Source organism: Achromobacter sp. GQ309 (assembly GCF_059759315.1).
The window spans coordinates 595,255-618,966 of the sequence record NZ_JCAXDP010000005.1 but is presented as its reverse complement, the minus strand read 5'-3'; the positions used below and the strand labels follow the sequence as shown (position 1 = coordinate 618,966).

General features: G+C 64.7%; 25 protein-coding genes and 1 pseudogene. 13 read left to right on the top strand and 13 right to left on the bottom strand.

Annotated elements, in window-relative coordinates:
- Positions 1-7 precede the first annotated feature (7 nt).
- On the bottom strand, positions 8-667 hold the full coding sequence (locus AC6CIE_RS19135) for a thiopurine S-methyltransferase (RefSeq protein ID WP_498093353.1): 660 nt from the start codon (positions 665-667) through the stop codon (positions 8-10).
- A gap of 207 nt (positions 668-874) precedes the next feature.
- Here AC6CIE_RS19135 and AC6CIE_RS19130 point away from each other — a divergent pair, with 207 nt between their 5' ends.
- Both AC6CIE_RS19130 and AC6CIE_RS19125 read left to right on the top strand, forming a co-directional pair.
- Positions 875-1,594 (top strand): tetratricopeptide repeat protein, encoded by a 720-nt coding sequence (locus AC6CIE_RS19130; protein WP_498093351.1) that lies wholly within the window; start codon positions 875-877, stop codon positions 1,592-1,594.
- Positions 1,595-1,617: 23 nt separating this feature from the next.
- Positions 1,618-2,373, top strand: coding sequence for a hypothetical protein (locus tag AC6CIE_RS19125; protein ID WP_498093349.1), 756 nt, complete (start codon positions 1,618-1,620; stop codon positions 2,371-2,373).
- Positions 2,374-2,403: 30 nt separating this feature from the next.
- On the opposite strand, the pseudogene AC6CIE_RS19120 reads toward AC6CIE_RS19125, so the two are convergent.
- The 4 genes and pseudogenes from AC6CIE_RS19120 to AC6CIE_RS19105 all read right to left on the bottom strand — a co-directional run.
- Positions 2,404-3,156: pseudogene (locus tag AC6CIE_RS19120) on the bottom strand (YoaK family protein); the annotation flags it as partial.
- 74 nt (positions 3,157-3,230) lie between these two features.
- Complete coding sequence (locus tag AC6CIE_RS19115) at positions 3,231-3,917, bottom strand: lysozyme inhibitor LprI family protein (protein WP_175125992.1); 687 nt, start codon at positions 3,915-3,917, stop codon at positions 3,231-3,233.
- Positions 3,914-5,143: an SMI1/KNR4 family protein gene (locus AC6CIE_RS19110; RefSeq protein ID WP_498093347.1), complete on the bottom strand. Its 1,230-nt coding sequence runs from the start codon at positions 5,141-5,143 to the stop codon at positions 3,914-3,916. The genes AC6CIE_RS19115 and AC6CIE_RS19110 overlap by 4 nt, the downstream gene beginning before the upstream one ends.
- Before the next feature lie 185 nt (positions 5,144-5,328).
- Positions 5,329-6,375, bottom strand: coding sequence for an aldo/keto reductase (locus AC6CIE_RS19105; protein WP_218343204.1), 1,047 nt, complete (start codon positions 6,373-6,375; stop codon positions 5,329-5,331).
- A 318-nt stretch (positions 6,376-6,693) separates the two neighbouring features.
- On the opposite strand from AC6CIE_RS19105, the gene AC6CIE_RS19100 reads away from it, so the two are divergent.
- From AC6CIE_RS19100 to ycaC, 3 genes are all read left to right on the top strand, one after another.
- Complete coding sequence (locus AC6CIE_RS19100; protein ID WP_175125989.1) at positions 6,694-7,653, top strand: AraC family transcriptional regulator; 960 nt, start codon at positions 6,694-6,696, stop codon at positions 7,651-7,653.
- A 161-nt stretch (positions 7,654-7,814) separates the two neighbouring features.
- Positions 7,815-8,786 carry a LysR substrate-binding domain-containing protein gene (locus AC6CIE_RS19095; RefSeq protein ID WP_312993906.1) on the top strand — a complete coding sequence of 324 codons (972 nt, stop codon included), beginning with the start codon at positions 7,815-7,817 and terminating at the stop codon, positions 8,784-8,786.
- A gap of 129 nt (positions 8,787-8,915) precedes the next feature.
- Positions 8,916-9,542: an isochorismate family cysteine hydrolase YcaC gene (ycaC, locus tag AC6CIE_RS19090; RefSeq protein WP_495603093.1), complete on the top strand. Its 627-nt coding sequence runs from the start codon at positions 8,916-8,918 to the stop codon at positions 9,540-9,542.
- An 82-nt stretch (positions 9,543-9,624) separates the two neighbouring features.
- Here the strand turns inward: ycaC and AC6CIE_RS19085 are convergent, their stop codons facing one another.
- Complete coding sequence (locus AC6CIE_RS19085) at positions 9,625-10,776, bottom strand: sterol desaturase family protein (protein ID WP_175125987.1); 1,152 nt, start codon at positions 10,774-10,776, stop codon at positions 9,625-9,627.
- 253 nt (positions 10,777-11,029) lie between these two features.
- Here AC6CIE_RS19085 and AC6CIE_RS19080 point away from each other — a divergent pair, with 253 nt between their 5' ends.
- Positions 11,030-11,272, top strand: coding sequence for an HP1242/YdcH family protein (locus AC6CIE_RS19080; protein ID WP_175125986.1), 243 nt, complete (start codon positions 11,030-11,032; stop codon positions 11,270-11,272).
- A gap of 18 nt (positions 11,273-11,290) precedes the next feature.
- On the opposite strand, the gene AC6CIE_RS19075 is transcribed toward AC6CIE_RS19080, so the two are convergent.
- The 3 genes from AC6CIE_RS19075 to AC6CIE_RS19065 all read right to left on the bottom strand — a co-directional run bounded on the left by AC6CIE_RS19075 (position 11,291) and on the right by AC6CIE_RS19065 (position 14,604).
- The gene (locus AC6CIE_RS19075) at positions 11,291-12,283 is read right to left on the bottom strand and encodes a Bug family tripartite tricarboxylate transporter substrate binding protein (protein WP_498093344.1); all 993 of its coding nucleotides are present in this window, start codon (positions 12,281-12,283) and stop codon (positions 11,291-11,293) included.
- A gap of 115 nt (positions 12,284-12,398) precedes the next feature.
- Positions 12,399-13,613 carry a CaiB/BaiF CoA transferase family protein gene (locus AC6CIE_RS19070; protein ID WP_175138277.1) on the bottom strand — a complete coding sequence of 405 codons (1,215 nt, stop codon included), beginning with the start codon at positions 13,611-13,613 and terminating at the stop codon, positions 12,399-12,401.
- A gap of 34 nt (positions 13,614-13,647) precedes the next feature.
- Positions 13,648-14,604 (bottom strand): hydroxymethylglutaryl-CoA lyase, encoded by a 957-nt coding sequence (locus tag AC6CIE_RS19065; RefSeq protein ID WP_498093342.1) that lies wholly within the window; start codon positions 14,602-14,604, stop codon positions 13,648-13,650.
- Positions 14,605-14,718: 114 nt separating this feature from the next.
- Between AC6CIE_RS19065 and AC6CIE_RS19060 the strand changes: the two genes are divergently transcribed.
- From AC6CIE_RS19060 to AC6CIE_RS19050, 3 genes are all read left to right on the top strand, one after another.
- Entirely contained in the window at positions 14,719-15,630 is a 912-nt protein-coding gene (locus tag AC6CIE_RS19060) for a LysR family transcriptional regulator (RefSeq protein ID WP_279972571.1), read from the top strand.
- Between the two features lie 163 nt (positions 15,631-15,793).
- A complete protein-coding gene (locus tag AC6CIE_RS19055; protein WP_218343199.1) occupies positions 15,794-16,396 on the top strand; it encodes a LysE/ArgO family amino acid transporter in 603 nt (200 codons plus the stop codon).
- 81 nt (positions 16,397-16,477) lie between these two features.
- Positions 16,478-16,819 (top strand): hypothetical protein, encoded by a 342-nt coding sequence (locus tag AC6CIE_RS19050; protein ID WP_279972569.1) that lies wholly within the window; start codon positions 16,478-16,480, stop codon positions 16,817-16,819.
- 87 nt (positions 16,820-16,906) lie between these two features.
- Here AC6CIE_RS19050 and AC6CIE_RS19045 read toward each other — a convergent pair whose 3' ends face one another.
- On the bottom strand, positions 16,907-17,236 hold the full coding sequence (locus AC6CIE_RS19045; RefSeq protein WP_313371987.1) for a hypothetical protein: 330 nt from the start codon (positions 17,234-17,236) through the stop codon (positions 16,907-16,909).
- Between the two features lie 204 nt (positions 17,237-17,440).
- On the opposite strand from AC6CIE_RS19045, the gene AC6CIE_RS19040 reads away from it, so the two are divergent.
- Positions 17,441-18,349, top strand: a complete 909-nt coding sequence (locus AC6CIE_RS19040) for a DNA/RNA non-specific endonuclease (RefSeq protein ID WP_367352890.1) — start codon at positions 17,441-17,443, stop codon at positions 18,347-18,349.
- Between the two features lie 64 nt (positions 18,350-18,413).
- Here AC6CIE_RS19040 and AC6CIE_RS19035 read toward each other — a convergent pair whose 3' ends face one another.
- Positions 18,414-19,496, bottom strand: a complete 1,083-nt coding sequence (locus AC6CIE_RS19035) for a flavodoxin family protein (protein WP_498093340.1) — start codon at positions 19,494-19,496, stop codon at positions 18,414-18,416.
- A gap of 76 nt (positions 19,497-19,572) precedes the next feature.
- On the opposite strand from AC6CIE_RS19035, the gene AC6CIE_RS19030 reads away from it, so the two are divergent.
- A complete protein-coding gene (locus AC6CIE_RS19030; RefSeq protein WP_498093338.1) occupies positions 19,573-19,920 on the top strand; it encodes a hypothetical protein in 348 nt (115 codons plus the stop codon).
- 90 nt (positions 19,921-20,010) lie between these two features.
- On the opposite strand, the gene AC6CIE_RS19025 is transcribed toward AC6CIE_RS19030, so the two are convergent.
- Positions 20,011-20,475 (bottom strand): hypothetical protein, encoded by a 465-nt coding sequence (locus AC6CIE_RS19025; RefSeq protein ID WP_175138272.1) that lies wholly within the window; start codon positions 20,473-20,475, stop codon positions 20,011-20,013.
- 141 nt (positions 20,476-20,616) lie between these two features.
- Positions 20,617-21,510 (bottom strand): LysR family transcriptional regulator, encoded by an 894-nt coding sequence (locus AC6CIE_RS19020; protein WP_498093336.1) that lies wholly within the window; start codon positions 21,508-21,510, stop codon positions 20,617-20,619.
- An 83-nt stretch (positions 21,511-21,593) separates the two neighbouring features.
- Between AC6CIE_RS19020 and AC6CIE_RS19015 the strand changes: the two genes are divergently transcribed.
- Together AC6CIE_RS19015 and AC6CIE_RS19010 are read left to right on the top strand one after the other, a co-directional pair.
- Positions 21,594-22,544: an alpha/beta hydrolase gene (locus AC6CIE_RS19015; RefSeq protein ID WP_498093334.1), complete on the top strand. Its 951-nt coding sequence runs from the start codon at positions 21,594-21,596 to the stop codon at positions 22,542-22,544.
- Positions 22,545-22,576: 32 nt separating this feature from the next.
- Entirely contained in the window at positions 22,577-23,557 is a 981-nt protein-coding gene (locus AC6CIE_RS19010; RefSeq protein WP_498093332.1) for a Bug family tripartite tricarboxylate transporter substrate binding protein, read from the top strand.
- Positions 23,558-23,712: the final 155 nt, after the last annotated feature.

Here is a 23,712-nt window from a genome sequence, read left to right as displayed (position 1 = left end):
GACGCGCTCAGTCCTGCACGCCCAGCCGGTAAACCACCGTGTCCAGGCGGCTGACGCCCGCAGACTGGAACTTGGGTTCCTTATCAAGAATGTCGCGGCGGTCGATGATGACGGCGGGCGAAACGTCCGAGAAGATTGCCTGCACCTCGCTGTCGACCACGGAAAACGGCGGGCCTGCCATCTCTTCCTGCGGATAGTCCAAGGTGATGAGCAGGCCGCGATAGGACGGCGCCAACTGCCCGTAGACGTGGCGCACGTAGCTTGCCCGCATCGCGTCCGGCAGCGCCACGAGCGCCGCGCGGTCAAACACGCCCACGCAATGCGACAGCACCTGCGCATCCATCTTGAAGATGTCTCCGCAGACGATCTCGATATTGCCGGCCACGTAGTGCGTGCCGTATGCGGACTCGTGCTTGACCGGCCGCAATTCGTTTTCGGTGAAGAACTGCTCCACCGCAAGCTGCGAGAGCTCTGCGCCCAGCACCTGATGGCCCTGCGCGGCCAGCCACACCATGTCCAGCGACTTGCCGCAAAGCGGGACCAGCACCTTGCCGCCCTTGGGGACGTCAAGCGTCGGCCAGTACTTCTGCAAAAGCGGCGTGATCCGAGCCTGATGAAAATGCGTGCGCCCTTCGCGCCACCGTTCCAGCCAGAATTCCGCGTCCATGACTTGTCTGCTCCTCCTATGAATACGTGTCGCAACTGCCGGGATCAGCGTACCTCCGGCCGTTGCCGGGGCGCCTGATCGTTCGCAACACGCGCTCGGGCATTGTAGTGCTGGTCTGAAATGTCGGGCGCGGCCGCCCCGCCGCCGCTTCGTCCGCGATGGTTCCGGTATCGTATGGGCCCGACATGACGCCCGGCGGCCCTTCTCATGCTTGCAGCGCTTCGCATCCGTCTTTTCTCTCCGTTGCTTCTCGTCAGCGTTCTGATGGGCCAGCCAGCCCATGCCCAGGACGCGTCGCAACTGGACGACGCCTATCTTGCAGAGCTGCGAGCGGAGAACGACGCGCTGCGTGCGCGCATCCAACAGTGGCCCCCTGCCCTGCAGGCGCAGAACGCGCAGATCTCCGCGGCGCTGCGAGCCGGCAATCGCCAGGAGGCGCAGCGCATCGCCGAAGACATGGCGCGGCAGGCGCCCGCCGACGCCGACATCAGGCTGTTCCTGGGAAAGCTGCACGGTCAGCAAGGCAACATGGCGGCGGCGCTTGCGTTATTCGAGCAGTCCATCGCATTGAATCCCGACAACAGATGGGCGTACGTCAACAAGGCGGGCGCGCAGGCCGAGCGCGCGGACCTGCCCAACGCGCTGGCGACAACGCAGGTGCTGACTGCAAAGTTTCCTGGCTGGAGCATCGGCTACAACCTGCAGGCGTCGGTGCTGGATGCGTTGAACCGCCCGGAGGAAGCGCTGAGCGCCTTTGAAAAGGCCGTGCGCGCCAAGCCGGCCAGCGCACTGATCCTGACGAATCTGGGCAACCTGCAACGCAGGCTTGGGCGTCTGGCGGACGCCCGCAACTCCTACGAGGCCGCGCTACGCCTGCAGCCCGGCTACGCCTTCACCGAAACCCAGTTGGCAACCCTGCCCCAATAGGGCCGTTGCGCCCGGAGACCCCCATGAACCGTCGTCCCCTGCTGCTGATGCTGGGCAGCCTGATTGCCGCGCCGCTGCGCGCCCTGGCCTCACCCGCCCGCGATGCCATCGTCCGCAAGGTCTATGCGGCGCCGGACGCCAGCCTGTCCTACACCCCTCAGCACGCGGCCTTGGTGCGCCTGCTGCGGGTGCAATGGATGCCGGTCGAATCCGGCGCGCCCGGCATCGATTTCGAGCAACCGCTGCTTGGCGGCGCCGATACGCTTGCCACCGCCCGCGGCGCGCTGAAGACAACCGACGATGCGCTGGCCATCCGGCGGCTGGCCGAAGTCTGCCGCCTGGTCCCGCGCTATGTGCAATCCATCGGCAGGTTGCAACCCGGCCGTTACGCCGTGCCAGCCGAAATGCGCGAGGCCTTCGACTTTCCGGAAAGCGGCGTGGATGCGCAGGGCATGTTCAATCTACGCAAGGAGCATCTTGTCCAGCTGCGCGCCGCGGTCTGGCGCGAAGTGGACGATCAGGCGCTGGGCGCGGTTTTGCGCGAAGGGGACCGCTTCTGGCCCATGCCCTACATTGACGGCAAGCGTCCGTATAGAAATTCCAGTTACTACCAGGTCGACATTGGCCGGCTGCTGGGCGAACCCTACGCGCTGGACGCCAAGGGGCACGCCATCACCGACCCGGTCAAGGACGCCCGCTTCGAACGTCTGCATTATGAAACGCTGGCGGCGCTGCAGGTTTTCCTGAGCCATTCCGCCGCGGTCAAATCCAAGCGGTAATGGCGGCCGGCCAGGCGCGGCCGGCTAGGCGCGGTGCATGAAGCTGCGGATATCGTCCAGGATCGGCACCGCGGCCAGCAGCATCAGCAGCAATGCCAGCGGCCAGGTCGACCCAAAGCCGAAGTTGAAAAACGAATACGCGCCCGTCACGCCGCCGACGAAGAACAAGGTCACCATCAGGCTCAGCACGATGAGCTTGCCGCGGTCGGCCAGCACCCGCGGCATTGACTGCGGGTCGCCCTTCGCGACGTTCCAGTAGAACAGCTTGCCAAGCTCGATGCCGATGTCGGTCACCATGCCCGTCACGTGCGTGGTGCGGATTTCGGACCGGGACACCTTGGTGATCATCGCGTTCTGCAGACCCATGATGTAGCAGAGCAGCATCACCGTGCCGGGCACGTAGAACCAGCGCAGCGTCTCAAGGTTGGCGCCCAGCAGGCCGAAGATCAGCAGCAGCACGGCCTCGAGCAGCAACGGCAGCGCGTACTCGCTGGCCAGCCGGGACCTGCGCCCGAAGTTGATCAGAAAGGCGGAGCTGGCCGCCCCCGCCATGAACGACACCAGGGCCGCCAGCCCTTGCAGCACCACGATCACCCCGCCAAGCGCCATGTGGTCGGCCATCATGGACACGATGCCGGACATGTGGGAGGTGTACTGCTGGACCGCCAGGAACCCGCCCGCGTTGACGGCGCCGGCGGTGAAGGTCAGCAGATAGGCAAGATGGCGATTGGCTTGCGGGCTACGGCTGACAGCGGTCAGCCGGCGCAAATACGGGATGGTCACGCCTGTCCTTTCAAAACAAGAACGTGTTCACTGCGATTCGGAATGACATTCTAGTCGCGGCGGCGGCGCGCCGATCAAGGCCTTGAAACCGGATAGTAAACGCCGCCGAGCGCGCCGTTCAGGCCGCAATACGGCCGGCTGGCTGCGTCGGCGGCCTCGGCCGGCGGGTTTTCGGACAGCACGAGACCGTATCCCTTGCGCGACAACGTCAGCGTCCAGCCGTCGGCGTCGACCGTCTCGATGACCACCGCATTGTTCTTGACCGCGCCCGCGCCGCGCACGTCGCACACCCAGCGGCCATTTTCCGGATGCGCCGCGGAGCCGTCGAATGCCAGGCTGCCATCCGGCTGCCGTTTGATCGAAATGCCACCGGCGAGGTTTTCCCAATCGCCTTCAAAGCCTTGACGGCGCTTGAGCACCAGCGACGACAGAAAGGCGTCGCGATACTTCAACCGGTCCGCCAGTTCCTTTTGGGGCGGGTCGTTGCCGGGCGGCGACGCGTAGGCCTCGTCCCGCACCTTGACGAACCACCGCTGGTCTTCCGTCAGCGCCTTGCCCGTCGCCGGATCGAAGGTCATTCTGGCCTTGCCGAAGTGTTTCGCGATGCTGGCGTCCTGTTCGGCCAACCCGCTATCGGCGCATATCGCCTTCTCGACCGCCGTCCGGGCCCTTGCGCAATCGAATGATGGCTTGCCGGTGGCCCAGGCCGCCGGACTGCACAGCACGATCAACAGCGCGAACCCGGCGGCAAGACGATTCACAGGACAAACTCCCGCAGATTCTCGACCCGCGCCGCCAGGCCGTCCGCGCCCAGATAGTGGCCCAGCTTGCCGGCGCGCACGCGCTTGAGGTCTTCCTGATAGCGGGTGGCCATCGAATCGCGGACCTGCGCGTACGCCTCGGCAATGCCCTCGCCGCAGGCCTGGGCAACGATACGCGCGGCATCGGGCGATCCGCACGCGACGCAGCGCGCGACACCCAGCGCGTCGGCGTCGGCGCCCCGCGCCAGCAGTGCGGCGACCAGCTCGGCAGGCGGCTCACGATCGAAGCGGTGAATGGCCGTGGGGCTGACCGGCGCGCCCGCGTCCAGCAGCGCCTGCGCCGCCGCATACGCATGCTGCATCAGCGCGACGTCCAGCGCCTGGGCGCTACCGCGCAGCGGCGCATCCAGGCGCACGCCCTGCGCCGACAGACGGCGCACAAGGGCCGCGTCATCCTGCGACAACGCGTGCTGCAAGGCCAGCGCGGCCAGGCCAGGCTTGGCGGCCAGCGTTCCGTTCTCGAGCGGGCCGCGCCAGTCGACCAGCGCCTGCCGGTAGAAGACCGCCACGCGGTCGGCCAGCGACTGCGGCATGCCGTGACCCGACACGCGCTCATCCAGATACTCCAGAACGCGCAGGCCGGGGCTGTCTTCGTCTTCCTCGGGGTCGGTTTCCAGGCACAGCGCGGCAAACGCGGCATGCAGGTCCGGCGCGATGGTCGCGATGCCGTCCTGCTGCAAGGCGTGCGTCCAGCCCGGCAGGCCCTGCTTCCACGCGACCACGCTGCCTGCTCGCGGCCCCGGTTCCACGGCGACGTAGATGCGGTCGCAGTATTCGAAACCGCCTATCGGCAGATAGCGCAGCTTCCCATTCCACGTCGCGCCATCCTCGGCGGCGGCTTCCTCGGCGCACTCCTGCTCGTGCTCGATCCACCCTTGCAGGTCGCGGTACTGGTCGCTGCCGTCGTAGAACAGCTCGGACCAGCTCAAGGCCTCTTCGTTGCCGTCCATCTGCGCGCGCAGATCGTAGGCCAGCTCGCCGCCGGCGGTCAGCCGCCACAGGTCGAGCAACGCCGGCGGCAGCGGGCCCTCGCACAGCGCGTCGATCTCGGCGATGCGGGCGTCGGACATCGGGGGTTGCACATCGATCAGCAGGCGGCCGGCAAACACCGCGATGCCGTGCTCACGCAACGCCAGCAGTTCGCCAGACGTGAAAAACTCGCTCATGTTGAAACTTCAAGGTTGGAGACCGGTGCGATTTTACTAGCGGGGGGTGAAGAATCCCCGCACTAAGATGGCCGACCGCCGTTGGTGTACGGAGTTTGCCCTTGGCCTTCAACACGAGAATGCATGACGCCTGGCTGGTGCGGACCGGCGATGGCGCGCCGGTCCATCCATGAACGCGGTTCGCGTCAGGCGGCGCCGGCCTCGCGCAATTGCTGTCGCCGATATTCGCCCTGCCGCACATGCATCCAGCCCGGATACTCCGGCGGCAGCGCGCTGACCTTGTCCAGCGCGGCCAGTTCGTCCTGCGTCAACCGGATATCCGTGGCGGCCAGATTGTCTTCCAGCTGATCCACGCGCTTGGCGCCGATGATGACGCTGGTGACGACCTGCTGGTGCAGCAGCCAGGCCAGCGCCACCTGCGCCACCGACACGCCGCGCGCGTCTGCGATCTGCCGCAGCGCATCAATGCTGTCGTAGGCGCGCTCCCGGTTCACGGGCGGGAAATCGAACGCGACGCGCCGGCTGCCCGCCTCGGCCTCGCCATCACGGCTGTACTTGCCGCTGAGCAGGCCGCCGGCCAGCGGACTCCACACCATCAGCCCGACGCCCTCGCTCTGCAGCATGGGAACCAGTTCCCGCTCCAGATCGCGGCCGGCAATCGTGTAGTACGCCTGCAGCGACTCGAAGCGCGCCAACCCCAGGCGCTGCGCGATGCCAAGCGCTTTCATGATCTGCCAAGCGGCCCAGTTCGATACGCCGATGTAGCGCACGTGGCCATGTTGCACCAGCGTGTCCAGCGCCCGCATGGTTTCCTCGACCGGCGTGGCGGGGTCAAAGCCGTGGATCTGATACAGGTCGATATGGTCCAGCTGCAAGCGGGACAGGCTCTTCTTGACGCCGTCCAGGATGTGTACGCGCGAATTGCCGCGGGCATTGACGCCCGCGCCCGTCTGCCCGAAGACCTTCGTCGCGATCACGACGTCCTCACGCGGGATCTTCAGATCGCGCAGCGCCTGGCCCGTGATGATTTCCGAGCGGCCTTCGGAGTACACGTCCGCCGTGTCGATGAAATTGACGCCCGCGTCCAGCGCGCGGCCCACCAGCCGGTTGGCGTCTTCCTGTTGCAGGCTGCCGATCTTGCTCCAGAGCTCGCCTTCGCCGCCGAAGGTCATCGTGCCCAGGCAAAGCTCCGAGACGAACAGGCCCGTGCTGCCGAATTTCTTGTATCGCATGTGTGCTCCTTCAGGGGCGGGCGAGCGCGCCGGGCCCCGGAGTGGGACACCGCTGCGGCAGCCTGCCGGGGTGCGGACAGTATGCGTCCGGCGAGCCACGCGCACGCTGCTTGATCCTGCCCTTTTTTTGCCCGATTCTCCGGCCCGGCAGCCAATTCAACGCGACCCGTCGTTTTCTCCGGAATTCCTGCCTAATCCTCCGTTCCCCCATGCCGGCCGGCGCGGACCGCGCAAGATGGCAATACACTGGCGGACACCCAATCCTCTGCCGCCGTCGCCCCTCTTGTTTACGGGCGGCGCGCCCCCGGGAGCCCCTCGATGTCCCTGAATTCTGCCCGATCCCTCGCGCCCGGCATCGCCGCCCAGGACGCCGCCTGCGAACTGGCGCGGTCCGAGCTGCTCTGCACGCTCGAGCGCATGACCGGCAACCTTGAAGGGGCGCTGGATACGCCGGTCGAAGGCCTGTACCTGCATCGGCTGTCGCAGCCGTCGGGGGCCAAACCGGTCGTGCAGAAAGCGGCACTGGCTGTAATCGCGCAAGGATCGAAACGGCTTTTCATCGGTGACGAGACCTATGAATACGATCCCTTCCACTTCCTGATCTCTTCGGTGGATCTGCCCCTCGTGGCCAAGGTGTCGGTGGCCAGCCCGACCCTGCCTTATCTGGGCTTGCGGCTGGACCTGAACCCCGAGGAGATCACCGCGCTGATCAGCGACGAGAACCTGCCGCCGCTGGTGCCGGCCGAAGCCTCGCGCGCGCTTTGCGTCAATCCGCTGGGCAGCACGCTGCTGGACGTGGTGCTGCGCCTGCTGCGGTTGCTGGACACGCCGCGGGACATTCCGATCCTGGCGCCGATGATCAAGCGTGAACTGCTGTACCGCCTGCTGATGAACGGCCAGGGCGTCGTGCTGCGCCAGACGGTGCTGCAGGACAGCCAACTGAACCGCGTGGCCAAGGCGATCCGCATCCTGCGGGACAATTTCGCGCAACCCCTGCGCGTGGAAGAGATTGCGCGCGACGTCCACATGAGCGTGTCGTCGCTGCACCATCATTTCAAGCAGGCCACGGCCATGAGCCCGCTGCAGTATCAGAAGCACCTGCGGCTGCAGGAGGCGCGGCGGCTCATGCTGACGGACGATGCCGGCGTGGCGCTGGCCGCGCATGCCGTCGGCTACGAGAGTTCATCGCAGTTCAGCCGCGAGTACAGCCGCCTGTTCGGCACGCCGCCGCTGCGCGACAAACAGCGTTGGAAGGACGAGACGGCGCTGGCCGCCTAACCACGCGCAATCTGCCGGTTTCCGGGCAATTGCCGCAAATCCTCGAATACGATCCGTAGTCCCGCCTGGCTCAGCCGATCCAGCCAAGTGCGCCTGATCCCGCTGGAAACAGGGCCGCGCGCCGTATCATGCGGGGCACCGACGACTCTCGAGGAATTTGCATGCACGACCTGAATGACCTTTATTACTTCGTCGAGGTCGTCAAACACGGCGGATTCGCGCCGGCCGGCCGGGCGCTGGACATCCCGAAGTCGCGGCTGAGCCGCCGCATCGCCCTGCTGGAAGAACGCCTTGGCGTGCGCCTGATCCAGCGCTCCACCCGAACGTTCGCGGTGACCGAACTGGGCCAGGAGTACTACGACCAATGCCTGGCGATGCTGGCGGGCGCCGAAGCGGCGCAGGATGTCATCGACCGCACACACGCCGAACCGCAAGGCACCATCCGCATCGCCGCACCGCCCGCGCTCATCTATTACTTCCTCGGGGACGTGGTGGCGCGCTTCATGGAAAAGTGCCCCAAGGTGAACGTCTACCTGAAGAGCTTCAGCCGGCCGGTGGACGTGCTGCGCGAAGGCTTCGACCTGGCGGTGCGGGTGCGCTTTGGCGCCATCGAAAGCAGCGACCTTGTCATGAAGAACCTGGGCCTGAGCTGCCAGAGCCTCGTCGCCAGCCCCGCGCTGGCTCGCACCCTTCCGGATTCCGCCGATCTGCAGCACATCAGCCGGCAGCCCACCATGGCGCTCGGCACCGAGCAGCGCGAATGCCAATGGCGATTGCTGGGTCCCGACAACGCGCGCCTCGCGGTGCCGTTCATGCCCCGGCTCGTCACGGACGACATGCTGGCGCTCAAGCAAGCCGCGCTGCGGGGCGTGGGGGTCGTCGCCCTGCCCCTCCTGATGATCCGCGAGGAACTGGATGCGGGCACGCTGGTGCCCGTGGGCGCCCCCTGGCAACCCGAGCCCGGCAGCGTGCACGCCGTGTTTCCGTCGCGCCGGGGCCTGCTGCCCGCCGTGCGGGAACTGTTGGATTTCATGGGAGACGCGTATCGTGAAAACGCGCGCTGCGAAGCTGCGACCCAGACGCGCCACGGCATCCCGACACTGCAACCGGTCCAATCGTTGTCCGATAAATAGAACGCTGAGAGTCGAAATTCCCGTCTACCGGCGCGGTTGTCCTGAAATTAATATCCTTCCTACGCACTCAGCGTTGCACAAAACACCGCGCAACACCGCGCACAACCTGAATAGACCAAGGAATCAGCCATGAACCGCCCCTACGTTAAGCTCGACAAGTCCCAAGCCGCCGTTCTGCTGGTGGATCACCAAGCCGGCCTCCTGTCCCTGGTGCGCGACTTCCAACCCGATCAATTCAAGAACAACGTGCTGGCCCTGGCTGACCTGGCCGAATACTTCAAGCTCCCCACCATCCTGACCACCAGTTTCGAAGACGGCCCCAACGGCCCGCTGGTCCAGGAACTGAAGGACAAGTTCCCCGACGCTCCCTACATCGCCCGCCCGGGCAATATCAACGCCTGGGACAACGAAGATTTCGTCAAGGCCGTCAAGGCCACCGGCAAGAAGCAACTGATCATCGCCGGCGTCGTCACCGAAGTCTGCGTCGCCTTCCCCGTGCTGTCGGCCATCGAAGAAGGTTTTGACGTGTTCGTGGTGACCGATGCTTCGGGCACCTTCAACGAAGTGACCCGTGACGCCGCATGGCGCCGCATGGAACAGGCCGGCGCGCAACTGATGTCGTGGTTCGGCGTGGCATGCGAACTGCACCGTGACTGGCGCAACGACGTGGAAGGCCTGGGCACCCTGTTCGCCAACCACATCCCCGACTACCGCAACCTGATGGCCTCGTACTCGGCCTTCAAGGCGGCCAAGTAAGGTTGCCGCGCGGCCGGCTTGCCGGCCAGCCCACGCTGAGACAGCGGTGAAAAAAGGCCCAGGCAAATCGCCTGGGCCTTTGTCATTTCCTCTTGCGGGCGAAGGGATATGCCTGCTGCGCCAGGAATGTCCCGGGCATATCGTTGTCCAGGATCCCGTAGTTCTGCGGCAGCCGGTTCCCCGCCCCGCGCACCGCGGTGCCGAACAGATAGTCGATGAAGGAAAAGTGCGCCGCGTAGTTCTTGTCGATCGCTTCGGTGTCGGACGAGTGATGCCAGTGATGGAAGTCCGGCGTCACGATGATGTAGCGCAGCCAGCCCCACGGCAGCTTCACGTTGGAATGGATCAGCACGGCCTGGAATCCCACGATGATGATGTAGGCATCGAGCACCGCCTTCGAAAACCCCAGCACGAACAGCACGCCCAACACGGCCACGCGCGTGATCAGCAGTTCAACGATGTGCAGGCGCGAGCCGGCCAGCCAATCCAGCGTGCGCGTGCTGTGATGCACGGCATGGAAGCGCCACATGAAAGGCACCTCGTGATAAATGCGATGCGCGGCGTATTGCGCCAGGTCCGCCACCAGCACGGCCACGAACAGTTCCAGCAGATATGGCATCGACTGGATCGCCTGTTGCAGCGGTTCGTACGCCGCCCAGGAGAACAGACGGTGGATGAAGAAGTTGATGCACAGCAGCACCGCGCCCACCGACAGGTGATTGAACAGAAAGTGCTTCATGTCCACCTGCCACTCGCCGCGGAACACGGGCTGGCCGGGGTACAGCGGCGTCAGCTTTTCAAAGATGATGAAGACGGTGCTGGACGCCAGCAGATCCAGGATGAACCAATCAAGACCCAGATACGGATGGCCGCCGGTGTTGGTGGCATTGACCGCTACCTGGCTGCCTCCAGCAGCCACCGCGCAGCACACCAGCACGAATGCGGAAATATTGAGCCAGCGTTGCCGTCCCAACACAGTGTTGGCCAGCGCGATCGAACCGGACACCAGCAGTGCGCCGAACAGCAGCGTGCGCATGGCTTCCACCGAATAGAAGCTGCGCAGCTCGGGCGTGGTCAGGTAGGCGGGAAAATGAAACGCCAGCACGCCCAGCACAGAAAGAATCGCCAAAAACAGCGCGATCACGCCGCTCATCATTCCGGTGCCGGGATGAATCCGGCCGTCCTGCTTGAAAAGATCCATCACTCTGCGATAGACGGGGGCGTGCTGTTTCATTGGGGATCTGGGACAGTCCAAGGGGAAGCGAGTGTATCGCCGGGGACGGACCCTTCTGTAAAGAAACGTGAACGCTCACGACAGAATGGCTCATTTCTTGACACCCTTGCGCAGGGTCAACGGTGCACAGCCGTGGTTCGACCCGTAAGGTTGACAAGGCGTTGTCATTGGCGTGTCATGGCCTTTGACGCTGATGATCGCGTCGTGACAGGCGCATCGTCGGTCCCGTCAACCGGTTCCTCAAGAGGCCTTTATGTTCCCTGAATACCGCGAGCTCATTACCCAACTCAAGTCCGAAAACGCTCACTTTTCGGCGCTGTTCCAGCGGCATAACGATCTGGACCAGGAAATCCAGAACATGGAGGACGGCATCAAGCCGTCCTCGGGCGCCGCGATCGAGGTGCTTAAAAAAGAAAAACTGCACCTGAAAGACAAGCTCTACGGCCTGCTCCGCGCGGCCGACCAGAACGGCCATGGCAAGAGCAACGGCAGCTGACCTGCCGCTCGGCGCGGGCTACATCAGTTCCAGGCCCGCGCCCTTGACGACGGAGGCGTACTTCGTCATTTCCGAACGGAAGTACGCCACCGTCTGTTCCGGCGGCATCAGGACGATACGGTTGTTCTGGGTCGCCATCGCCTGCTTCACCTCCGGCGAGTTGAACGCGCGCCCCAGCGCGTCGTAGATGCGGCGCACGTCCGCTTGCGGCAGCTTTGCCGGCCCGACCGCCGCAAACCATCCGCCGATCTCGTAGTCCGCCATCCCCTGTTCGCGCAGCGTCGGCAGGTCGGGCAGCGCCGCCATGCGCTCTGCGCCACAGGCGCCCAGCGCCTTGAGCGCACCGCTCTTGATCTGCGGCAGCACGGACGGCAGCGACAGCACGCCAAAGTCGACCTGCCCGCCGATCAGATCGGCCATCATCGGACCCACGCCCTTGTAGGGAATGTGCCGCGCCTTCACGCCCGCTTGCTGCACGTACATTTCCGCGGCCAGGTGCAGGATCGTTCCATTACCCGAAGACGCGTAGTTGTAGCGGCCGGGCTGGCTCTTCAAGAGCGCGGTCAGCGCCTTGATGTCGTTGGCGGCAATCTTTTGCGGATTGGCGACCAGCAGGAACGGCGTCATGCCCACCATGCTGATCGGCGTGATGTCGGCCAGCGGATCGAACGGCAGGCTCTTGTAGACGCTCGGGAAGATGACATGGTTGTTCGACACCATGCTGAGCGTGTAGCCGTCTGGTGCCGACCGCACCAGCGCCGACGTGCCCACGATGCCGCCCGCGCCCGGCTGGTTTTCCACCACGACGGTATGGCCCAGCGCGGTGGACAGCGCTGGCCCCGCCGCCCGCGTGATCGTGTCCACGCCGGACCCCACGCCCACCGGCAAAATGAATTTCACCGGCCGGTCCGACTGCGCCCACGTCACGCCGGGCACGCCCAGCATGGCGGCGCCCAGCGCACCCAGAACCTGGCGGCGGCTAAAGCGCCCGCCCGCACGTTGATTGCTCATGTCTGTCTCCTGATGGTTTTTGTATCGGCCGACTTGCGCGGCCGTTTACTGCAAGGGCTTCAATCATTGCTCTGACGCGGCGCGGCATGCTGCCCGCCTTGCGCGCGCCCTTACCTCATGCCGCGGCTCCCTGCTCGCGCAACGCTTCGATCTGTCCGGCGTCGTAGCCCAGCGCTTGCAGAAGGTCGTTGGTGTCCGCCCCCAGCACAGGCGGATCGCGCCTCACCCCAAGCCGCTGCCCGTCCATCATCAGCGGAAACAGCGCGGCGCCGGCGGTCTGCCCGGCACGCTCGCCGTCGGGCAGACGGATCTCGGCCAGCCCGCCGGTGGCGCGCAGGTGCGGATCGTCGTACAGCTCCTCCGGCTTGACGATGGGGGCGAACGGCAGGCCGATGCGTTCGAATACGGCCGCCAGTTCAGCGGCGCGGTAATTTGCCAGCCGCTTGCGCAGATCCGCCAGCAGCGTGGGCCGCAACAGCACACGGTCATTGTTCGTGGCCATTGCAGGATCGTTCTTCAAGTCGTCGAATCCGAAGGCATCGCAGAACGTCACCCACTGCGCGTCGCTCACTGCCGCCAGAAATATCTGCTCGCCATCTTTGACCGTAAACACGTCGTAGAGCGCCCAGGCGGACACGCGCTGCGGCATCGGCGCAGACGGCTGGCCCGTGATCGCGTACTGCAGCATGTGCTGGCCCACGAGGAACACATTGTTCTCGAACAGCGCCGACTGCACTTCCTGCCCGCGACCGGTGATGCCGCGCTGGATCAGCGCCGCCATCGCCCCGATGGCGCCGAACATGCCGCCCATGATGTCGTTCACGCTGGTGCCGGCGCGCACCGGATCGCCCGGCCGCCCGGTCATGTAGGCCAGCCCGCCCATCATCTGCACGACCTCGTCCAGGGCCGTGCGCATGGCGTAAGGGCCCGGCAGAAAGCCTTTGTGGCTGACGTAGATGAGGCGCGGATTCGCTTTGGACAGCGAGGCGTAGTCCAGGCCGAATTTCGCCATCGTGCCGGGCCGGAAGTTTTCCGCCACCACGTCGGCGCTGGCGGCCAGCTTGCGCGCCACTTCCGCGCCCGCCGGGCTTTGTATGTCCAGCGCGATGCTCTTCTTGTTGCGGTTGAACATCGGAAAAAAGCCCGCGCCAACGCCCAGCAGATGACGCGTGCGGTCACCGCGCACAGGTTCGACCTTGATGACTTCGGCGCCCAGATCGGCCAGGACCATTCCGCAGGTGGGGCCCATGACCATGTGCGTGAACTCCACGACGCGCAGGCCGGCCAGCGGCAAGGGACGGGAGGATGGGGGAACGGCGGCGTTTTGCATGGTAAGGCTCGATGTCGATGCGTGATGCGCGCACTCAGGCCGGCTGGCCGCTGCGTGCAGGATAGGTCTTGGGCAGGCCGGCGCGCCACAGCGCGCCGTGCAGGGGCTGATCGGGCAACCACCCGGCGGCGGCTTCGCGCAAAGCGAGCAGACGGGGCAGATCGACGCCGGTCTCGATGCCCATGCTCTGCAGCATGAACACGAGGTCCTCGGTGCTGACGTTGCCGCTGGCGCCTGGCGCGTGCGGGCAGCCGCCGATGCCGGCCAGGCAGGCGTCAAAGCGTGCCACCCCGGTGTCCAGCGCGGCCAGCACGTTCGCCAGCCCCAGCCCCCGTGTGTCGTGAAAGTGCGCGTAGCACAGGCGATCGCCCGCGATGCGCCTTGCCGCCTCAAACAGGCGTCCCACCGAGGCCGGATCGGCATATCCCACCGTATCGGCCAGACTGACGCGGTCGGCGCCGGCATCCAGCAGCGCCTGCATGAGCCGCAGCACTTCCTCCTGCTGCACTTCGCCCTGCAACGTGCAGCCAAAGGCTGTTCCGACGCCCCCCTCGATCAGCATGGACGAACCCGCCGCGTCGCGCGCCGCGCGCATCTGGCCGACCATTGCCACCACCTCGTCCGGCGTCTTGCGCAGGTTCGCCAGGCTGTGCGCGTGGCTGGCCGACAGCGGCACCAGCATCAGGTGGGCGCCGCTGGCCAGCGACAACTCAGCGCCCTTCAGATTGGGAACCAGCACGGACACCATCAGGCCGGCAAGCTGCGTGGCGTGGGCGATCAGTTCCGCCGTATCCGACAACTGCGGCAGCAGGCGGGCGGGCACAAAGGAGCCCACTTCGATCTCGCGCTGGCCCGCCGCGTAGGCCGCGTCGATCCAGTCGAGTTTGGTCTGCGTGGGCATCACGACAGAAAGGCTCTGCAGGCCATCGCGCAGGCCCACTTCACGGACCGTGGCGGCCGATGGGCGACAGGCGGGTTCTTGAATGGGCATGGCAACAAGGCATCGAAAAAGAGAAATCTCAGTGTAGATATTCTCAAACCAGCCACAAGCGGTATTTTGGAACGCTTAAAATTCCGTTTCGGAACATCAACCAGGATGACCGCCATGCGCGACCTCGACATCACCACCCTGCGGCTCTTCGTCTCCGTCTGCGAGACCGGCAACATTGCCCGCGCCGGCCAGCGCGCCAACATCGTGGGGTCGGCCATCAGCAAGCGGCTCGCGCAGCTTGAGGACACCGTGGGCGCAAAACTGCTGACGCGCAAGCGCCGGGGCGTCGAGCCCACGGAAGCAGGCGAAACGCTGCTGGAGCACGCGCGCGCCATCCTGGCCAGCTCCGAGCGCATCGAACGCGACATGTCCGCCTATGCCAGCGGAGTGAAGGGGCAAGTGCGGATCCTGGCCACCGCGTCGGTCCTGGCCGAATCCCTGGCCGAGGACATCGCCGCTTTTCTTCAGGCCGCGCCCCACCGCAACATCCGGGTCGACATGGAAGAACGCGTCAGCCAGGAGGTCGTGCGCGGCGTCCGCGAGGGCATCGCCAGCCTGGGCATCTGCTGGGATGCGGCCGATTTTCATGGGCTGGAACAGCGTCCCTACCGGGGCGACCGCCTGGCCATCGTCACCGCGCCGGGCCATCCGCTCGCTGACCGGGAGGCCGTTTTCTTTGAGGACGCGCTGGAGTACGAGCATGTGAGCATGCCGGCCGCCGGCGCCGTACTGCGCATGCTGCAAACGGCAGCCAACGACAGCGGCAAGGCGCTGCGGCACCGCGTCACGGTCAGCAACTTCGATTCTGCGTTTCGCGTCGTGCTGGCGGGACTGGCCATCAGCGTGGCGCCCATTGAAGTCGCCACGCCCTATGCGATGGCGCACGGGCTGCGGGTGCTGCCGCTGAAGGACGCCTGGAGCCGGCGGCGCTTTGCGATCTGCATGCGTAGCGAAGCGGCGCTGCCTGCGGCGGCGGCATTGTTGCTGGATCATCTGGTGGCGGCGGGCGCGAGCAGCGAGTCGTGATCTGGCGTGGGCATGGACGGGGCTTCGGCGTGCGCATCGACCGGGAGCAGGCAAGTCAGGAATGATTAGCCACGCTAATCAAAGATTAGGATATTTAGTTTTTCTAATTTCCCCGCCAGCGCTAGTCTGAGCGCCCCCTAATGACCTTGCCAGACCTTGCAGTATGTCCACCGCCTTCATCCCCGGATTTCTCCTCGGCCTCAGCCTCATCGTCGCCATCGGCGCACAAAACGCCTTTGTGCTGCGGCAAGGCTTGCGCAAGGAGCATGTCTTCCTGATCTGCCTGACTTGCGCGCTGTCCGACGCCGTCCTGATCGCGGCGGGCGTGGCGGGCTTTGGCATGGCGGTCGGTCTGCTGCCGTGGCTGGAGCCCGCCATGCGCTACGGCGGCGCCTTGTTTCTCTTTGTCTACGCGGCGCGCAGCCTGCACTCGGCGTTTCGCAAGCAGCACGACCATCTATCACCCTCGTCCCGTCAGGCAAATAGCCCGTTAGCGGCGCTGGCCACGTGTCTGGCGCTCACCTGGCTAAACCCGCATGTCTACCTGGACACTGTCGTCCTGCTGGGCTCCATCTCCAGCCAGTACGAAGGGCGCAAGCTGGCCTTTGCTGCCGGCGCGATCTGCGCGTCGTTCTGCTTTTTCTTTGCGTTGGGATATGGCGCGCGGCTCCTGCGGCCCGTCTTCGCCAATGCCACCGCGTGGCGTGTGCTGGATGCCTGCGTCGGCATCCTGATGATCGTGATCGGCATACAGCTGGTGAGGTAATCCTCATCCTTCTGGCGGACGGCGAAGGCGGCGGCGCGCTGCTACGCTGCCCTACCCGTCGTCCTTGAAGGATCGTCCGCCATGAGAATCGCAGCTGGCGCCGCCGGCGCATTGGCCATCCTGCTGTGCAGCGGTCCGGCCTTTGGCCAGTATGTGGTGCGAACTCAGGACATGAGCGGCAAATGGAGCGTGCCCAACCCGCAGTACGAAGGCGTGCCCGAGCTGTTCCGGGCAAGCTCGGGCGCCAAGCGTGCCTGCCTGGATCGCGGCCCGCCCAGCAACCTGTACCGCGCCACCAAGGTCATCGACCTGCGGACCGGCGAAGAGGTGCTGGTGGTGGACTGCATTCCGATCCGCAACGAGCAGCGCCAGCGATCGGAACAGATTCGGGCCAATGCGTTGAAGGCGGCGCCGACGCAGTGACCACTCGTTCTTTAAACTTGTCGCCGTCCGTGATGGCGCGCCGCCAGGGTTCGGCGGCGTAAGCCACGCGCCTTTGCGACGAGCGCCCTATCGCTTCTTTTGCGCGCCGTCCCTTTCGCCCGCGGACGCGTTCATGTAGTCCTTGACCGTGCCGTCCTTGTTGTAGGTCACCGTCAGCGTGCGCTGATCCTGCATGGCGCCGTACTCGCTGTTGTTGAAGTAGAACCATGACGCGGTGCGCAGGCCTTGCGGGTTGACCTGCTGCGTGCGAGGGGGACCAAAGTCGCGGACCATCTCATCGAACGTCGTGACGTTGATCTTGATGGCTTGCACCTTATCTTGCGTGATCATGTCTCCCGGCGCGGGAGCAGCGCAGCCCGCCACGATGGCGGCCACGAAAAGCACGGACGATCTCATTGAACTTCCCCAGTCCTGTGTCAGCCGGCAAACGCGGCCGTTGTGTTTGTGAATTCCGAACGAGCATAAGAATACTCTGCCCGCTGCCGCGCGCAGCGTGGGCGTGCGCCGCAATGGCCGGTTAACGTCTGTCACGTTGCGGTCATCTACAATGCCGCCAGTTGCCGAGCGCGAAGTGGCGCCGGCCCGCAACAAACAGGCAGCATGACCCGCGCGAAGAAATCAGCACCCAGAAAGAGAGCACCGGCCAGCAAAAGCCGGGCCGCCAGCCCCGGCCGCATCTACCGATTCCTGCGAACGTTCACGCTCACGTCGCTGGCCGCTTTCGGCGCGGCCACGTACGCGCTGAACCCGCAATGGCGCGCCCACTTCTCCATTGACGACATCCTTGCGCGCGTCGGTTGGCCGACCCAGGAAAAGTTCGCGCCTGCCGCGGTGCCCGCCGGCGGCATGGCGCACACGCGCTTTGCCGACTGCCCGCAATTCTTCCCGCAGCAGCGCCCGCCCGTCGTGCCCGCCAGCCAGGCGCTGCGCGAGCTGTGCTTTTCAAACTTCGCCATCCTGCACAACGGCCAGACCAAGACGCCGGTGTTCGTGGCCGAGCGCCTGAACCGCAAGATCCTGACGCTGGCGCAGGGCATGGAGCGGTCCGACAAGTTCTATGCCGAGGCACGCGTGCCGCGCGCCGAACGCGCAGAGCTGACGGACTACAAGGGATCGGGTTACTCGCGCGGTCATATGGCGCCGGCGGGCGACATGTCCACGCATGAGGCCATGGCGCAAAGCTTTTCGCTGGCCAACATGGTGCCGCAGGACCAGCGCCACAACGGTGGGCCGTGGAGCCAGATCGAACAGGACACGCGTAAGTATGTGATGCGGGCATCGGGCGACGTGTATGTGTTCACCGGTCCGTATTACGGCGACAAGCCCAAGGAGATTGGGTCCGGCGTGGCGGTGCCGAGCCATTTGTTCAAGGTCGTGTTTGATGCGTCCACGGGGCGCTCGTGGGTGCATTGGCAGGCGAATAGCGCAAACACAAAGGCGGGCGCGCCGATCAGTTATGAAGAGTTCGCGCGCCGCACGGGGATGCAGTTGCTGCCGACGGGGAATTGATCGTCTCGTCGGCGTTGACTGCCCGGTTTTAGTTTAGGTGTCGACCGCATATCACCCGCGGCGCCTACTTCGGCCGCGGCGATGGCAACCCCTGATCCACGGCGGGCCACTCTCCGGCCCGCAGGCGCGGCAGGCACAGCACCATCGCCTTCGCCACATTGCGCACCTCTTCCTGCAACGCCGAGTCCTCGTCCAGCTCAGCATGACTCGTGGCATACGGCTTGTAGTAGCCAATGTAGCGATCCAGCTTCGACGACGCCCCCGCATCCACAAGTCCCATCCATTCGAGCCAATCGCAGAGCGCGCGCCGCTGCCCCTCGATGCCCGCCACGTCGCCGTGCACCACCACGCCATAGGCGCGGCCGGCCAAATGCTTCAGAAACGGCCATCCGTCCATTTCGATCTGCTTGGCCTTCATCGCGTCTTTGCCTGACGTGGTCGTCGGATCGGGGTTGCCGCCATCCGCACAGACCAGCCGGTCAATCATCAGCTTCAGGACGCTGGGCGACTGATACCAATACGTCGGCGCGAGCAGAATCACGCCATGCGCCGACACCCACTGCTCGTAGATGTCGTTCATCGCATCGTTGTCCTGCGCGAGCGAATGGTTGGGATAGCAACTACAGGGCCAATGGCAAAGCGGCATCGCGGTGGACACGCAGCCTTTGCAGGGGTGGATGAGGTACTGGTATTCCGACGTCAGGCGGCTCAGATCCAGCATGTCCGCCTGCACACCGGCCGACTCCAGTTCGTCGCGAATGATTTCAGACAGCCGCCATGTCTTCGAGATTTCGCTGGGACAGGTCCCATCGTTGCGCGCCGCACCGATGACGACCAGGACGCGAGAACGTGTTTCTTGATTGCGCTGCACCAGTGCGGCGCGCGCAAGTCGATCGTGGGCGGCCTTCCATTCCACCGACAGGTCGTAATCGGGATCTGCATAGTCCGCTCCTGCCTTGACGGTGACGGGCGCCTTGCGTCCGTTCTCGTAGGCGTCCCAAGCGATGGCTTCGAGCCGGTCCAACGCGTCGGCTTCCACCTTGAAGGCCGGATCGTAGAAGCGGCGCATGAACCGCAAGCGGAACGTGTCGCGCGGGAGCTTGCCGGCATATTGTCCTGATCGGACTTCGAGCTTTGATTTGGCCATGGCGATGAATCTGCAAGGATGAACGGCATTTCGCAGCAACTCTTATGCCCATCCGCCCGCCGCCGCGGAATGCGCCGTGCTGACCACGGTGCAAAGCGTCCTACCTTTCAAGGGCGCATCGAGTGCAGTAGGATGCATCGACCGACTGGAGGATTTTATGCAAACAGCCAAATGGGACTTTCAGATCGCGCAGCCGCAGCAGGACGGCGATGAATGGCGCATCGGCTACACGCTGATCTCGCCGATAGCCGGCGTGCCATCCGAACGCATTGCCATCGACGAGCGGTTTCATTCCGCCCACGGCGCTATTGCTGAGGCGACCCGCCTCGCGCAGATTCATGTTGCCGACTTGAACGGTGAAGCGCCGACGTTCGAACGTCCGAGCGATGCCGAGGTGCCGTTCGACAAGGACCAGCGGTTCTAGGCAGCCCCGCGCAAACAAGCAAACGCAGCCACGCGATCGTCTCTCGCGTGGCTGCAACTCGCTACGTTTGTGCGTTCTACGACGGGCCGTTCAGCGGGCCGGCGCCGGTGCGGTGCTGGCTGGTGTAGCCGGATTCGCCGGGGTGGCGGGTACCTGGATCTCTTTCTTGCGCAATACCCCACCGCCCTGCACGCTGCCCTGCACATTCGTGGGCGAGGTCATCTTCGCCACGCAGGTCGCCCGCTGCGATTCGGGCAGACGGTTGCAGCGCGCCAGCTCGTTCTGCCGCAACTGCTCGGGGCTCTCGGCACTTAAATTCTGACGATCACGCTCTTGCCGCGCCGCGGCCGCTTCGCGGAGGCACGTCTCGAGCGGTTGGCCGGAAGCGCCGCTCTTGCAGGTCGCGACATCCTGCTGGTGCTGCGCTTGCGAGGTAGCGCTGGTGTCAGCGGCGTAGGCCGCGCCCGTGGCCCACGTCATACCCGCCACGCAAAGAATCGCGGAAACTCTTTTCAGGGGCACTTGAACAGCATTCATCTTGTGAACAGTATTCATGGTCAGCTCCTCAAAATAGGGACATGCGCCCGGCGACACGCCGAACGGAATCTCCCGGCGATATATCTAACACGCAGGGTTCAGAAGTAGCGGCAAACGAAGTAACGCGATGTGTCAATCGCCGCGATCGATAGGCGTGTTTCAACGCGCAAGGTAGGCGCGTACGAGTTCCATCAGATACTGGCCTTGCGGCGTCGGCGTGGTGTCACGGCGGCGCACGATATACACATCCCGCGCGATGTCGGGATCCAGCACGGGGATCGACTTCAGGCCATACCCATGCGCTTCGAACAACGCCGGCATGATGGTCACGAAATTGCCCGATTGCACCAGCCCAATCATGGTGGCCAGCTGATCGACCTCGATGGTCCAGGGCAACTCCAGCCCGCGAGCGTTCAGGACGCTGTCGATCTGCAAACGGGTGGAACTGACCGGATTCAGCCCCACTACCGGCAGGCCCGGCAGCTTTTTCCAAGACAGCTTGCGGCTGCGTGGCGCCAGGGCAGAACCCTCGGCAAACACCAGGTTGTAGCCATAGGTGGCGACGCGCTCGGCCTCCAGGGTGGGACCGAATGACACCGGCGTGGTGATGCCGAATTCCACCTCGCGCTCTTCGACCAGTCCCGTCGTGACGGTCGCGTTGCCGTCGCGGATGGACAGATACACCTGCGGATGCCGTGCATAGAATTGGGGCAGCACATTCGGCAGCACCGAATAGCCTACCGAAGCCACCGTGCTCACCATCAGCGTGCCTTCGTGCCCCCGCGCGCGGCGGGCGGCCTCGGTCAGGCTGGCATCCATCTGGGTAACGATGGGCAGCACGCGCTCATACAGCGCGCGGCCTATCGACGTCAGCACCACGCTGCGCGTCGTACGTTCAAACAAGCGTCCGCCGATTTCCGATTCCAGCTTTGCGATACGCCGGCTCAAAGCCGACGTCGTGACGCACAGCAGCGCGGCGGCCGACGTGTATTGACCCATGCGCGCCACGCAGCAGAACGCGCGGATATCTTCCAGATCGTAATTGATTCGCATGGATCAAGAATCGTTGAAATTTTTTCGATAGACGTAACTATACGCGCGGCCTGAACATTCAGGCATCACTTCAACGAGCCATCATGAATCCACAAGGCAACGGCATTTTCCTGAAATCGATGAACAGCTTCTTCGTGGGCGGCGCGACCGCCGTGCTTGAAGGCCTGCCCGTCGAATATCGCAGCATGGTCCTGAACGGTTCCCCGCGCGAGGTCAACCCGAACGGAGAGCAGGTCTATGGGCAGATGTATGTCCAGGAATACCGCCTGGCACAGCCCCGGCATGCGGATCCGGTGCTGCTGTGGCATGGCGGGGGCATGACCGGCTGCACATGGGAAACGACCCCCGATGGCCGCAACGGCTGGCTGTGGAAATTCCTGGACGCCGGTTACGACGTCCTGGTCAGCGACGCAGTGGAACGCGGCCGTTCGTCCTGGGCACGCTTTCCGCAGGTGTATCGCGAGTCGCCCGTCTTTCGCACCAAGCGCGAGGCCTGGACGACGTTTCGGATCGGACCCGTCTACGACCCGGATCCGCCCCAGCGAAAGGCCTATCCAGGGCAACAGTTTCCCACCGAGGCGTTTGACGCGTTCGCCAATCAATGGGTGCCGCGCTGGCCGGGCCATGAATCCATGATTCTGGCGGCGTACGAAGCGTTGATCGACCGGGTGGGGCATTGCCATATCGTCGCCCACAGCCAGGGCGCGGGCTTTGCCGCCGAAATTGCGCGCCGCCGTCCCCAAGCAGTGCGCCGGGTGGTGGGCGTGGAGCCTGGCGGTATGCCGCAAGCGGCGCCGATTGAAGCACTGCCGCCGCATCTTGTTGTGTGGGGCGACTTCATCGAAGCGTCGGGCTCGCACTGGGTCGGCTACCGCCAACAAGCCGAGCGTTATCTGGATTCCATCCGGGGGTGCGCCGACGTGTCGGTGCTGGACCTGCCCGCCAGCGGCCTCGCGGGCAATTCCCACCTGCCGATGATGGACCGCAATAGCGACGAGGTGTTCCAACGCGTCCTGAAGTGGCTGCAAAGCTGAAGCAACACGAACGAAAACAACAGGAGACAACCATGACCATTCGACCCCTTTCCAGCGCGGCGCTGCTGGGAGCCCTTGTGCTGGGAGGAACCAGCGCGGCGCATGCACAGGCCTACCCCGCCCATCCCATCAAGCTCATCGTGGGCTACGCACCGGCAGGATCGGTGGACACGTTCGCTCGCATCATCGCCCCCGAACTGGGCCGCGAGCTGGGCCAGACCATCGTCATCGAGAACGTCGCGGGAGCCGGCGGCATCATCGGCGTCACGCGCGCGGTCAACGCCAAGCCCGACGGGTACACGGTGCTGATGGGCATCGTTTCCGATGTCGTGATCGCGCCCATTCTGCAATCGTCGGCGAAATACACCTATCGCGACCTGACCGCCGTCGCACCGCTGGGTACGAGCGGCGTTGGCGTCGTGGCGAACCCGAACCTGGGCGTGAAATCGTTCGGCGACCTGATTGCACGGGCCAAGGCAAACCCGGGCAAGCTGACGTACGGCGCCACGGGCGTCGGCTCGCTGCCCGCCATCGCCATGGAGAGCTTCAAGCTCACCACGGGTACGGACATCACGTTCATTCCCTACGCCAGCGCGTCGAAAATCGCGACCGATGTCATCGGCGGCAATGTTGATATCGCGGTGTCCGGGCTGCCAGCCCTGCTCGAACTAATTAAAAGCGGCCGTGTGACGGGCGTGGGCGTCATGAGCCGCGACCGCGACATCGGCAACCCGGACTTGGCGTCGGCGGGTGAAACACCGGAACTCAAAGGGATGGACTATTACTTCTGGACCGGAATTTTTGCACCGTCGAATACGCCGGAGCCCGTCGTCCAGACGTTGAACGCCGCGTTCAGCCGTGTCATGGCCAAGCCGGAGATCCAGGCACGGTTCAAGGAATTGGGTGTCAAGGTCAGCCCGGCCACCTCGCCGTCAGCGTTTGGGCAGTTTGTGGCAAGCAGCGATGCGCAATGGCAAAAGCTGATCGAAGACGCGAAGATCCCGCGTCAGTAGGAGGAAGGGGCGGAGCATGCGCTTACACGCCTAAGCTCACACGCTCGAAGCCCGATCGCGAGTCGGGCGGACCAACAAAATGGCCCCAACCTCGGTGAGTTTGGGGCCATTTTGTTGGTGGTCCCAATTTTCTTGGACCACCTGTCGTCTTTGCT